This is a genomic window from Streptomyces sp. AC558_RSS880 (assembly GCF_019049255.1).
Lineage (GTDB): Bacteria > Actinomycetota > Actinomycetes > Streptomycetales > Streptomycetaceae > Streptomyces.
Map to the genome: position 1 here is coordinate 173,551 of NZ_JAGMUJ010000029.1, position 12,356 is coordinate 185,906.

Here is a 12,356-nt window from a genome sequence, read left to right on the forward strand (position 1 = left end):
GGCGGCGTCGACGGTCAGGACGGGCCCGGCGGCCAGCCCCGGTCCGGCCTGTCCAGAACGGCCGCCACGCCGTCCAGTGAGCGCTCCACGGTGTAGGCGTAGAAGTCGTCCTCCAGTGCCGCTATCGCGTCCGGGTCGTCGGCGCCCCTGCCGGTGACGGCGGCACCGACCGCGGCGAGGCCGCGGCGGTCGGGGTCGTCACGGTGCGCGGCCAGCGCCCCGGCCAGCCGGGCCCGGGCCTCCGGCAGGTTCTCCGCCCGGTCGTCCTCGACCGTCACCAACGTGAAGGCGGAGTTGGTGAGATACCGGTACGCGGCCGTCGCGCCGTCGGCGAACCCGGCCCGCTGGAGCACCAGGACGCCCCGGTCCATCATCGTCAGCGCCGACGGGATGACCGGCCCGATCCGCACCAGCCGGCGGGCCACCCCCCGGTACCGGCGGAGCAACGGCCGCCCGTCCAGCAGCAGTCGGGTGAACCACTCCCGCCACGGAAGGTCCTGCGGCGGCAGCGGGATCATGCCCACCACCCGGTCGGCGACGGCGTCCGCCACAGCGTCCCGGTCCCCGGCGTGGTGGTAGACGGCCCGCGGCCAGACCTCCAGCGCGGCGGCGAGCTGCCGGGTGGACCAGGCGTCGAGCCCGTCCGTCTCGGTGAGCCGGAGTGCCGCGTCGACGATGCCCGTGGGCGTGATCGGCGGCCGGTCGGCGGGGCGCCGCCCCCGGCCCCCGGGTGCGGGTGAACTGGGCATGGCACGCAGCGTATCCACTCCCCGGCCGTCTCCGCGCCACGGGTCCTCCTTGACCCGGCCCGCCCGGTCCGTCGTAGGGTGGTCACCGCGAATTACCCAGTGGGTAGCGATCCTCACTTTTACCCACTGGGTAATTACTCTTCGTGTCACTCACGCACGCGCGGCCGACCCCTGCCGCGCTTCCGGAATGGAGGACGACGATGGCCGCGGAACCCGCCGCGCTCCCGTCATTACTGCGACCCGTCCGCGGGCGACTGTCTCTGGCGGTGCTCTGCCAGGCGGTCGCCGCCCTGCTCGGCATCGCCCCGTTCGTCGCCGTCGCCGAGCTGGCCCGGGTGCTGCTCGCGGACGGTCAGGTGGACCGCGACCGCGCCTGGACCGTCACCGCCCTCGCCGGCGCCTGCCTCCTGGCGCGGCTGCTGCTCCTGGTGACCGCGAGCGTCGTCAGCCACCTCGCCGAGAACGACCTCCAGCTGTCCGTCCGGCGGCGACTCGTCGGCCGGCTCGACAGGGTCCCGCTGGGCTGGTTCTCGGGGCGCGGCGGGGGCGCCGTGAAGAAGGCCGTGCAGGACGACGTGCACGCACTGCACCACCTGGTCGCGCACTCCCTGCTGGAGCTGACGGCCGCGGTGATCGTGCCGCTGGCGACGCTCGCCTACCTGTTCCGGGTGGACTGGCGCCTGACGCTGATCACGATGATCCCGCTGGTCCTCGGCATCGGCCTGTTCGGCCGCACCGGCGCGGCGTTCAAGAAGAACCTGCCCGCGCTGGACGCCGCCATGACCGACGTCAACGGCGCGGCCGTGGAGTTCGTCCAGGGCATCGCCGTGGTGAAGACCTTCGGACAGACCCGGCGCGCCCACCGCCGCTACGCCGACGCGGCGGACCGGTTCGCCGCGTTCTTCCGCGGCTGGGTCGACTCGCTGGCCGCGCCCAGGGCGCTGTCCGAGATCGTGCTCTCGGCACCCACGATGCTGTTCACCGTCCTGCTCGGCGGCACCGCCCTGATCACCGCGGGACGCACCGCCCCCGCGGACCTGGTCCCGTTCGCGCTGCTCGCCGTCGGCATCACCACACCGGTGCTGACGATCAGCTTCGCCGAGGAGGAGGTCCGGGCCGCGAAGGCCGCCGCGGACCGCATCGCCGAGGTGCTGGCCACCCCCGAACTGCCCCTGCCCGAACACCCCGTGACGGCCGGCCCCGGAGCCGTGACCTTCGAGGCCGTCGGCTTCTCCCACGACGGAGCCCACCGCGTCCTGGACGGCGTCGACCTGACCCTGGCACCCGGGACGACCACCGCGCTGGTGGGCCCCTCGGGCGCGGGCAAGAGCACGCTGGCGGCACTGCTGCCGCGCTTCTGGGACCCGGACGAGGGCACCATCCGCGTCGGCGGCACCGACCTGCGCGACCTCGCCCCCGAGGAGCTCCACCGCCGGATGTCCTTCGTCTTCCAGGACGTACGGCTGTTGCGCGACACCGTCCGCGCCAACCTGCTGATCGCCCGGCCGGACGCCACCGGCGAACAGCTCGTGGACGCCGCGAGGCGGGCCCGCATCCACGACCGGATCACGGAACTGCCGCGCGGCTACGACTCCGTGGTCGGCGAGGACGCCAGGTTCTCCGGCGGCGAGGCCCAGCGCCTCTCCATCGCCCGGGCCATGCTCGCCGACACCCCCGTCCTCGTCCTGGACGAGGCCACCGCGTACGCGGACCCCGAGTCCGAGGCGGCCGTCCAGGACGCCCTGTCGGAGCTCACCCGCGGCCGCACCCTGCTGGTCGTCGCGCACCGCCTGTCCACGGTGAAGGACGCCGACCTGATCGTCGTCCTCGACGGCGGGCGCGTGGTGGAGCGGGGCACCCACGCCGAACTGCTGGCCCTGCGCGGCACCTACGCGGGGATGTGGCAGGCCCATGAGCGCGGCACCGCCCGGCGGCCCGGCGGTCCGGGGGAGTCCGCGGACAACGACACCATCCGTCCCCCGGTCGAGGAGGCCGTCCGATGATCCGCCGACTGATGGCCGTGGTCGGCCCCGCCGAACGGCGGCTGCTGCGGAACGTACTCGCCCTGCAGGTCCTCGGAGCGGTCCTGCAGGCGGCGGCGTTCGTCCTGATCGTGCCGGTGCTCGAACGGCTGCTGGGCGAGAGGCCGGAGCAGGCCTGGCCGTGGGTGTGGGCGCTGGCCGCCGCGGCCGTGGCGCAGTCCGTGGTCCACTACCTGGCCACCAAGGCCGGGTTCCAGGCCGGTGCCGCGCTCTCCCGCGTCCTGCACCACCGCATCGGCGACCACGTCTCCACGCTGCCCCTCGGCTGGTTCGGCCCCACCCGCACCGGAGAGCTGAGCAATCTCACCACCCAGTCCGTGATGGGCATCATGCGCGTCCCCGGCTACCTGTTCCGCCCGCTGATCAGCGGGCTGCTCACACCGGCCGCCGTGGTGGTGCTCATGTACCCGTTCGACTGGCGGCTCGCGCTCGCCGCGACCTGCACGGCCCCGTTCATCGCGCTGGTCCTGCGCTGGAGCGCCCACCGCACCGCCACCGCCGACCGGCTGCGCGCCGGGACCATGACGGAGGCGGCCAACCGGGTCATCGAGTACGCCGAGGCGCAGCCGGTGCTGCGCGCCTTCCCCGGCTCCCGCACCGCCGGCGGCAGCCGGCTCGACGAGGCGCTGTCCGCCCAACGGGACGCAGGACGCCGGGTCATGGCGGCCGGGGTCCCCGGCCAGGTCGGCTTCACGCTCACGGTGCAGGCGGCCTTCACGGTGATCCTGGTGTACGGCACCTACCTCGCCCTCGACGGCTCGCTCGCCGCTCCCCGGCTGCTGGCCCTGCTGGTGCTCACCGCACGGTTCGTGGAGCCGATGGCGGAGGCCGCCAACCTCGGCTCCGCGCTGCGCTCGGCGGGCGCGGCACTCGACCGGGTGCGGCGGCTGCTGGACGAGAAGCCGCTGCCCGAGCCGGAGCACCCGGCCCGCCCGTCGGGCGCGGACATCGAGTTCGACGCGGTGGAGTTCTCGTACGACGACGGCCGCCCGGTGCTGGACGGCGTCGGCTTCCGCATCCCCGAGGGCACGACGACCGCGTTGATCGGGCCGTCCGGTTCCGGCAAGACGACGATCGCACGCCTGATCGCCCGCTTCTGGGACGTGCGCGGGGGCGCCGTGCGGGTGGGCGGCGCGGACGTCCGCGAACTGCGGACCGAGGACCTGATGTCCCTCGTCTCCGTGGTGTTCCAGGACGTCTACCTCTTCGAGGGCACCATCGAGGACAACATCAGGGCCGGCCGGCCCGACGCCACGGACGCCGAGGTGCGCCGGGCCGCCGAGCAGGCGCGGGTCGACGAGATCGCGGAGCGGCTGCCGGGCGGCTGGTCCGCGCAGGTCGGGGCGGGCGGCGCGGCGCTGTCCGGTGGTGAGCGGCAGCGGATCTCCATCGCCCGGGCGCTGCTCAAGGACGCGCCGATCGTCCTGCTGGACGAGGCCACGGCGTCCCTGGACCCGGAGAACGAGCGGGCCGTCCAGGACGCCCTGTCGGAGCTCACCCGCGACCGGACCCTGTTGGTGATCGCCCACCGGCTGCGGACGGTGCGGGCCGCCGACCAGATCCTCGTCCTCGACGGCGGCCGGATCGTCCAGCGCGGCACACATCACGAACTCATCGCCCGGGAAGGCCGGTACGCCGACTTCTGGTCCGAACGCAGCCGCAGCCGGGGCTGGCGCCTGGCGAAGACACCGGCCGGCTGAGCGATGTGCCGGGGCGCCGCCCCGTTCCCTTCATGGGGCCCTTGTCGTGGGGGCCCTTGAGCAGCTGTCCGGGCCGGCGCTCGAGGGTGTTCCCGCGTCGGTGCGGGCGGGGGCGGGGGCGCGGTTACCCCGCCCCGTCCGCCGGCCGTGCCGGCTCCTCCACCGGCTCCGCCAGCACCACCCGGGTGCCGCGCTCCGTGAACGCGGCCACATCCGCCTCCGTCGCCGAGGCGTCCGTGACCAGCGTCCACCCCGGCGGCAGCGTGGCCCACGCGTGGAACGGCGCCCGCCCCAGCTTCGCCGCGTGCGCCAGGACGTACGTACGGGCGGCCCGGCGGGCCATCAGTTCCTTCAGCCGGGTCTGCCGCAGGTCCGCCTCGCAGATCCCGCCGTCCGCGGTCACCCCGTCCGCGGACAGGAAGACCCGGTCGAACGTCATCCGCTCCAGCGCCGCCTCCGTCAGCGGGCCGACGAAGGCCTGGCTGAGCGGGCGCAGCGTGCCGCCGAGGCACTCCACGTGGACGGACTCGACGTCCGCCAGTTCGTGCAGCGCGGTCAGGCCGGTGGTGGCGACCGTGAGGTCCCGCGCCGTGCGCAGCTCGTGCGCCAGCGCCCCGACCGTCGACCCGGCGTCCAGCAGCACGGTCTCGCCCGGCTGGACCTGCGCCGCCGCCCAGCGGGCGATGGCCCGCTTCTGCGCGTACGCCTCCGTGGTGCGCTGGCGCAGCGACGCCTCCGGGTGCGCGTTCAGCGCCATCGCCCCGCCGTAGGTGCGGGCCAGCCGGCCGTCGGCGGTGAGCCGGGCGAGGTCGCGGCGGATGGTGGAGGCGGTCACGCCGAAGTGCCGTGACAGCTCCTCGACGCTGGCCAGACCGGTGGTGGTGGCGAGTCGCAGGATCTCCTCGCGCCGAGCCTGGGATCCGTTGGGCGGCATCAAGTGTCCTTCGCGGTACGTGGGTTCAGCGGGCGGTGGACATCTCGGCGGCCTGCCGCAGCGCCTCGATCATGCTACCGGCCTCGGCCTTGCCCGTACCGGCGATGTCGAAGGCCGTGCCGTGGTCGACGGAGGTGCGGATCACCGGCAGGCCGACGGTGAGGTTGACGCCCGCCTCGATGCCGAGCACCTTGACGGGGCCGTGGCCCTGGTCGTGGTACATCGCCACGATGAGGTCGTAGTCGCCCCGGGAGGCCAGGAAGAACGCGGTGTCGGCGGGCAGCGGGCCGCGCGCGTCGATGCCGTCGCGGCGCACCGTCTCCAGCGCGGGGACGATCTTCTCCTCCTCCTCGCCGTAGCCGAACAGGCCGTTCTCGCCGGCGTGCGGGTTGATGCCGCAGACGCCGATGACGGGTGCGGCCACCCCGGCGCGGACCATGGCCTCGTGGCCGCGGCGCACGGTCCGCTCGACCAGGCCGGGCTCGATCCGGTTGACGGCGTCGATGAGGCCGATGTGGGTGGTGACGTGGATGACCTTCACCTTCTCGGTGGAGAGCATCATCGACACCTCCTCCACGCCGGTGAAGTGGGCGAGCAGTTCGGTGTGGCCGGGGTACACGTGCCCGGCGGCGTGCAGCGCCTCCTTGTTGAGGGGGGCGGTGCAGATGCCGTCGATCTCGCCCGCGAGGGCCAGCTCCGCGGCCCGCCTGACGTACTCGTACGCGGCGTTCCCGGCCACGGGGGACAGTTTGCCCCAGGGCAGATCGGCGGGCAGCAGTCCGAGGTCGACGACGTTGATGCGGCCCGGCGCGGACTCGGCCGCCGCCGGCGTCGGCACGGACACGATCTCGCAGTCGGTGCCGAGGATCCGGGCCGCTTCCCGCAGTCGTGCGGCGTCCCCGATCACCACCGGCCGGCACCGGCTCAGCGTCGCGGTGTCCAGCACCGCCGGCACGATCACCTCGGGCCCGATACCGGCGCCGTCGCCCATGGTGACACCGATGAGGGGGAGGGGCTGCTGCGCGTTCACTGGGTGACTCCTTGCTGAGAGGGATGACGGGGGCGGAGTGCCGCCGCGATGCGAACGAACGAGTCCGGGCCGCCGAAGCTCCCGGGGCGGGTGACGACCGACCGGCCGTCCGCGGTCCTGCAGTGCACGGCGCCGTGGTGGATCTCGCCGACCGGCCGCAGCGCCGTCACGCCGAGCGCGTCGAGCACCCGGCGGGCCGTCTCGCCCCCGGTCAGGACGAGGTCCGGGCGCCCCGGCACGGCGGAGACGGCCCGCGCCAGTCCGGCCACGACCGCGCGTGCCGCACCCGGCCGGATCCCGCCGGACCCGTCCACGGACACCACGGTCACCGCGCCGGGCGCGAGCGCGGGCAGCACGACGCCCTCCGCCCCGGCCAACTCCCCGGGCGCCAGCGGCAGATGCCGGGCCCCGGCCGCGACCAGCCGGGCGACCTGCTCGGCCACCACGGGCTCCGCGCTCCCGGCGACGACGAGCAGCGGCCGCGCGACGCCCCCGGCTCCCGACGGCACCCCGTCCCCGGCGGCCACCCGGGCGGAGAAGCCGGCCGGCACCGCCGTCGGCCCGGCCGGCGCCGAGGGCGCTCCGGGGGCGGCTGCCGCCGCGGGCCCGGCTCCCGCCGGCGACCCGTGCGCGCGCCGCGAGGCGAGCCGGCGGCCGAGGGCCGCCGCCAGGCCGCCGCTGCCCAGGAGGCGGGCGCCGTGGCCGAGGAGGTCCGCCGCGGTGGCGATCACCGTCAGGTCGGTGTCGGTCTCCGCGTCGCAGACCGGGTGCCGTCCGCGGGCCGCCAGTTCCCGGAAGCGGCCGGCGAGGGCGATGGGGCCCTCCCGTACGGTCTCCAGCGGTACGTCCGCAGTCGGCAGCGGCGCCAGTGCCCCGGCGACGGACCGCGGCGCGGCGCGCTCCTCGGCGCGCCAGGCCGGGGACTCGTGCAGCGGCACCCCGTCGACCAGGACCACGCCGCCGCGCACCACGCGCCGGGCGGCGGGCAGGGCCGTCGCGATCACCAGGACCTCGGCCCCTTCCGCGAAGGCGGCCGCCTCCGCACCCACCGGCCCGCGCAGCAGCGAGTCGCACTTCTTGAACCAGAGCGGATCGCCGTGCGTCCCGGAGGAGTTGACTGCGCGAAACGCGCGAGACCCGGCGGCGTCCGTGTCCGTGTGGGCGCCGGCGGCCGGGGACCTCCCCACCGCGCCCAGCGCGGCCCGTACGGCGTCGGCCGCCGTCCCGTCGTCCAGGTACCGCGAGTCGAGGTCCACCACCGCGGCCTCCCCCGCGGCAACGGATACCCCCAGCTCGGCGGGGTGCAGCACGAGCCGCGCGGGCAACCGCAGCAGCGCGGCCGCCTCCGCCGCCCCCGACAGGTCGTCGGCGAGCGCGACGACCGGGGTGTCGTCCCGACGGCACATGCGGACCTCCTCCAGGAACTCGGCGTCGCGGTGCTCCGATGATGACATAGCTTGCGCGATTCGCGCGAGACCCTTGCGCATAACGCGCAGTCATGCGAGCGTTCACCCACCGAGAAGCAACCCGCCCGCTCCGGAAGGAACCGCTCGTGAGCACCGGCACCCGCCCCGGCCCGCAGGGAAGCCCGCAGGGAAGTGCACAGGGAAGTGCAGAAGGAAGCCCGCAGGGCATCGAGCTCCCGCCCGTCCCCGTACCGCTCTCCCGCCTGGTCCTGGGCACCATGACGTTCGGCGACACCGTCGACCGCGCGGGCGCCGCCGCCATGCTGGACACCGCCCTCGACGCCGGCCTCACCGGCGTGGACACGGCCAACGGCTACGCGGGCGGCGAGAGCGAGCGGATCCTCGCCGGGCTGCTGCCCGGGCGCCGGGACCGGATCGTGCTCGCCACCAAGGCCGGCATCCCGCACCCCGACCAGGGCGAGCACGCCCCGCTCTCCCCGGCGGGTCTGCGGGCCGCCCTCGAGGGCAGCCTCAAGCGGCTCGGCACCGACCACGTCGACCTCTTCTACCTGCACCAGCCGGACCGCCGTACGCCGCTCGCCGAGACCCTCACCGCCGTGGCGGAGTTCGTCGCGGAGGGCAAGATCCGCGCGCTCGGCGTGTCCAACTACGCCGCCTGGCAGATCGCCGAGCTGACCCGCGCCGCCGACGAGGCCGGCGCCCCGCGCCCGGTCGTCGCGCAGCAGCTGCACAACCTCCTCGCCCGCCGGATCGAGGAGGAGTACGTCGAGTACGCGGCGGTGAGCGGGCTGCGCACCATGGTCTACAACCCGCTCGGCGGCGGCCTCCTCACCGGCCGGCACCGCTTCGAGGCCGACCCCGCCACCGGCCGCTTCGGCGACTCCAAGCTCGCCGCGATGTACCGGCAGCGCTACTGGAACGAGGACCTCTTCGCCGCCGTCGCCCAGCTCACCGCGATCGCCGACGAGGCCGGCCTCCCGCTCACCGAACTCGCCCTGCGCTGGCTGCTGGACCGCCCCTCCACCGACGCCCTCCTGCTCGGCGGCTCCCGGCCGGAACACCTGCGGGCCAACATCGCCGCCGCCGAGGCCGGTCCGCTGCCCGCGGACGTGACCGCCGCCTGCGACGCCGTGGGTTCCGCGCTGCGCGGCCCGATGCCCGCCTACAACCGCTGACCACCGCCGCCCCACCAGCCCGGAGACCCCCCATGACCACCGCCGCGCACTTCACCGCCGCACTGCGCGACCGCCAGCGCCTCATCGGCTACTGGTCGCTGCTCGACTCGCCCGTCGCCGCCGAACGCCTCGCCCGGCTCGGCTACGACTACCTGGCCTTCGACGCCCAGCACGGCCTCTTCGGCTACCAGGGCCTGCTGAACAACCTCATCGCCACCGACACCCGCGGCTCCACCGCCGTCGGCATGGTCCGCGTCGAGGCCAACGACCCCACGTACATCGGCCGCGCGCTCGACGCGGGTGCCGCCGCCGTCATCGTGCCGCTCGTCGACACCGCGCGGGACGCCGCCGACGCGGTCGCCGCCGTGCGCTACCCGCCGCACGGCCGCCGCTCCTACGGCCCCATGCGCGCCCAGCTCCGCATCGGCCCGAACCCGGCCGACACCCACGAGCAGACCGCCGTCCTCGCCATGATCGAGACCGCCGACGGGCTCGCCAACGTCGAGGAGATCTGCGCCACCCCGGGACTCGACGGCGTCTACGTCGGCCCGTCCGACCTGCGCCTGGCCATCGGGGGCAAGACCTCCACCGACCCGGACGTGGCCGACGCGTTCGAGCAGGCCCTCACCCGCATCCGCGAGGCCGCCGAGGCCGCCGGTATCGCCGCCGGCATCCACAACGGCGACGGCGCGAGCGCCGCCCGCCGACTCGACGAGGGCTTCACCTTCGCGTCCGTCGCCGCCGACGTGGTCCACCTCCAGCAGATCGCCGCCACCCACCTGGACGCGGCGCGGAAGGGCGGACAGGCATGAGCACACCCACCCGCACCACCCTCATCACCACGCCCACCTTCGCCCGCCACTCGCCCGACCCCTGGACCCTCCTCGCCGACGGCGGCGCGGGCCCGGTCCGCCCGTACGACGACCGCGCCCTGCCGTACGACGAACTGCTCGCCCGGATCGCCGGCGCCGACGCGCTCGTCGCCGGCATGGACCCGGTCACCGCCGAGGTCATGGACGCCGCCCCGCGGCTGAAGGTCATCGCCAAGCACGGCGTCGGCACCGACACCATCGACGTCGCCGCCGCCCGCGACCGCGGCATCCCCGTGGTCTGCGCGCCCGGCTCCAACTCCCGGGCCGTCGCCGAGTACACCTTCGGGCTGGTCCTCGACGCCGCCCGCCGGATCAGCGCCTCGCACACCGCCGTCACCGAGGGCGGCTGGCCCAAGCTCTTCGGCCCGGAACTGCACGGCCGGACCATCGGCATCGTCGGCTTCGGCCGGATCGGCCGGCTCGTCGCCGGCTACGCGCGCGCCTTCGGGATGGGCGTCCTCGCCCACGACCCGTACGTCACCGACGACGCGGTGACCGCGGCGGACGCCGAGCCCGTCACCCTCGACGCGCTCCTCGCCCGCGCCGACGTCGTCACCCTGCACCTCCCGCCCGCCGGTGCGCCGCTCCTGGACGCCGCCCGCCTCGACGCCATGAAACCCGGCGCGATCCTCGTCAACGCCGCCCGCGGCGGCCTCGTCGACGACACCGCGCTCGCCGCCGCCCTGCACTCCGGGCACCTGGCCGCCGCCGCGCTCGACGCCTTCGCCGTCGAACCCCTCCCGGCCGGCCACGTCCTGCGCACGGCACCCCGTCTCACCCTCACCTCCCACATGGCCGCCTGCACCCCGGAGGCCAACCGCGCGATGGGCCTGATGGTCGCCGAGGACGTACTCCGTGTCCTCGCCGGCGAGCCCCCGCGCCACGCGGCCGGCTGACCCCGCCACCGACCCGCCACGTCACCCCCCATGCCGTTACCCGCCCTGTTTGCCTTCCGCTCCGGCGACGGCGCCGGATCCAGCAAAGGAACACCGTCATGTCGACCACCGCCACCGCCCCAGCGGCGGAGCACGCGCAGGCCGATCCGTACGCCCTGCGCCCCGAGGACGCCCGCCCGGCACCCACCGCCTTCCGCGACCGGATCCGCCATCTCGGCCCCGGCTTCGTGCTGTCGGCCGCCGTCGTCGGTTCCGGCGAGCTGATCACCACCACCGCGCTCGGCGCCCAGGCCGGCTTCGCACTGCTGTGGCTGGTGATCGTCTCGACCGCGGTCAAGGTCTGGGTCCAGATGGAACTGGCCCAGTGGACCATCCTCAACGGACGCACCGCGCTCGAGGGCTACCGCGAGGTCGGCCCCCGCATCGGCCGACTGAGCTGGATCAACTGGCTCTGGATCGGCATGGACTTCGCCAAGATGTTCCAGCGCGGAGGCATCATCGGCGGTACGGCGGCGGCCTGTTCGGTGCTGTGGCCGGTCATCGGTGAACCGCTGAGCTGGGGTTCCCTCGCGCTGTGGGCCGTCGTCGTCACGGTCGCCGCGATCCTGCTGCTGCAGTCCGGCAAGTACAGCCTCGTCGAACGCGCCTGCCTCGTCTCCGTCGTCGTCTTCACCCTGGTCACCGTCAGCCTCGCGGTCGGCCTGCCCGGCACCGAGTTCGGCTACGGCTCGTCCGAACTGGGCAGCGGCTTCGGCTTCGAGATCCCGGCCGGCACCGTCGGCATCGCGCTGGCCGTCTTCGGCATCACCGGCGTCGGCGCCGACGAGATGACGACGTACACCTACTGGTGCCTGGAGAAGGGCTACGCCCGCTGGACCGGCCCCGACGACGGCAGCGAGGAGCGCGCCCGCCGCGCCGAGGGCTGGATCAAGGTGATGCGCCTGGACGCCCTCACCGGCCTCGCCGTCTGCGTGCTGTGCACCCTGTCCTTCTACGTCATCGGCGCGGCCGTGCTCCACCCGCAGGGCCTGGTGCCCGAGGGCAACGAGATGATCACCACGCTGTCCCGCATCTACACGGACACGATGGGCCCCTGGGCCGAGTACCTGTTCCTCGTCGGCGCGTTCGCCGTCCTCTTCTCCACCCTCATCGGCTCCACCGCCTCCGTGCCCCGGCTGTGGACCAACACCCTCGGCCTGCTCGGCGTCGTCGACTGGAGCGACGTCCGCGCCCGCACCCGCACCATCCGCGTCCTCACCTGGTGCCTGCCGCTGCTGTGGACCTGCTTCTTCCTCTGGATGCAGTCGCCGGTGCTGATGGTGCAGATCGGCGGCATCGGCGGCGGGATCTTCCTGCTCGCCGTGGTCGTCGCCGTGTGGCGGCTGCGCCACACCGGGGTGCCGAAGCGCTTCCGCGCCAACCCCTGGCTCACCGCGGCCCTGGTCCTGAGCAGCGCGGCGATCCTGTGCGTCGGCGTGTACGGCGTCCTGAAGACGCTGGGCGCGGTGCCGGAGTAACGGCGACGGCCTGC

General features: G+C 74.7%; 10 protein-coding genes. 6 read left to right on the forward strand and 4 right to left on the reverse strand.

Features of this window, described 5'->3' with window-relative positions:
* Positions 1 to 14 precede the first annotated feature (14 nt).
* Entirely contained in the window at positions 15 to 749 is a 735-nt protein-coding gene (locus KUM38_RS10960) for a TetR/AcrR family transcriptional regulator (RefSeq protein ID WP_217129118.1), read from the reverse strand.
* Between the two features lie 200 nt (positions 750 to 949).
* Here KUM38_RS10960 and KUM38_RS10965 point away from each other — a divergent pair, with 200 nt between their 5' ends.
* The gene (locus tag KUM38_RS10965) at positions 950 to 2,752 is read left to right on the forward strand and encodes an ABC transporter ATP-binding protein (protein ID WP_217129119.1); all 1,803 of its coding nucleotides are present in this window, start codon (positions 950 to 952) and stop codon (positions 2,750 to 2,752) included.
* Positions 2,749 to 4,491 carry an ABC transporter ATP-binding protein gene (locus KUM38_RS10970; RefSeq protein WP_217129120.1) on the forward strand — a complete coding sequence of 581 codons (1,743 nt, stop codon included), beginning with the start codon at positions 2,749 to 2,751 and terminating at the stop codon, positions 4,489 to 4,491. The genes KUM38_RS10965 and KUM38_RS10970 overlap by 4 nt, the downstream gene beginning before the upstream one ends.
* A 124-nt stretch (positions 4,492 to 4,615) precedes the next feature.
* Here KUM38_RS10970 and KUM38_RS10975 read toward each other — a convergent pair whose 3' ends face one another.
* Genes KUM38_RS10975 through KUM38_RS10985 form a run of 3 tightly spaced genes read right to left on the reverse strand, consistent with a single transcriptional unit; the run spans position 4,616 to position 7,909 of the window.
* Entirely contained in the window at positions 4,616 to 5,425 is an 810-nt protein-coding gene (locus tag KUM38_RS10975) for a DeoR/GlpR family DNA-binding transcription regulator (protein ID WP_217129121.1), read from the reverse strand.
* A 25-nt stretch (positions 5,426 to 5,450) separates the two neighbouring features.
* Positions 5,451 to 6,455 carry a 4-hydroxythreonine-4-phosphate dehydrogenase PdxA gene (gene pdxA, locus KUM38_RS10980; protein WP_217129122.1) on the reverse strand — a complete coding sequence of 335 codons (1,005 nt, stop codon included), beginning with the start codon at positions 6,453 to 6,455 and terminating at the stop codon, positions 5,451 to 5,453.
* Positions 6,452 to 7,909 (reverse strand): four-carbon acid sugar kinase family protein, encoded by a 1,458-nt coding sequence (locus tag KUM38_RS10985; protein WP_254396984.1) that lies wholly within the window; start codon positions 7,907 to 7,909, stop codon positions 6,452 to 6,454. Before KUM38_RS10985 ends, pdxA begins: the two co-directional genes overlap by 4 nt.
* Before the next feature lie 98 nt (positions 7,910 to 8,007).
* Here KUM38_RS10985 and KUM38_RS10990 point away from each other — a divergent pair, with 98 nt between their 5' ends.
* The 4 genes from KUM38_RS10990 (at position 8,008) to KUM38_RS11005 (ending at position 12,342) form a co-directional block, all read left to right on the forward strand.
* The gene (locus KUM38_RS10990) at positions 8,008 to 9,057 is read left to right on the forward strand and encodes an aldo/keto reductase (RefSeq protein WP_374227049.1); all 1,050 of its coding nucleotides are present in this window, start codon (positions 8,008 to 8,010) and stop codon (positions 9,055 to 9,057) included.
* A gap of 32 nt (positions 9,058 to 9,089) precedes the next feature.
* Positions 9,090 to 9,869: an HpcH/HpaI aldolase/citrate lyase family protein gene (locus KUM38_RS10995; protein ID WP_217129123.1), complete on the forward strand. Its 780-nt coding sequence runs from the start codon at positions 9,090 to 9,092 to the stop codon at positions 9,867 to 9,869.
* On the forward strand, positions 9,866 to 10,825 hold the full coding sequence (locus KUM38_RS11000) for a phosphoglycerate dehydrogenase (RefSeq protein WP_217129124.1): 960 nt from the start codon (positions 9,866 to 9,868) through the stop codon (positions 10,823 to 10,825). The genes KUM38_RS10995 and KUM38_RS11000 overlap by 4 nt, the downstream gene beginning before the upstream one ends.
* A 98-nt stretch (positions 10,826 to 10,923) precedes the next feature.
* Entirely contained in the window at positions 10,924 to 12,342 is a 1,419-nt protein-coding gene (locus KUM38_RS11005) for an Nramp family divalent metal transporter (protein ID WP_217129125.1), read from the forward strand.
* The last annotated feature ends 14 nt before the right edge of the window (positions 12,343 to 12,356 follow it).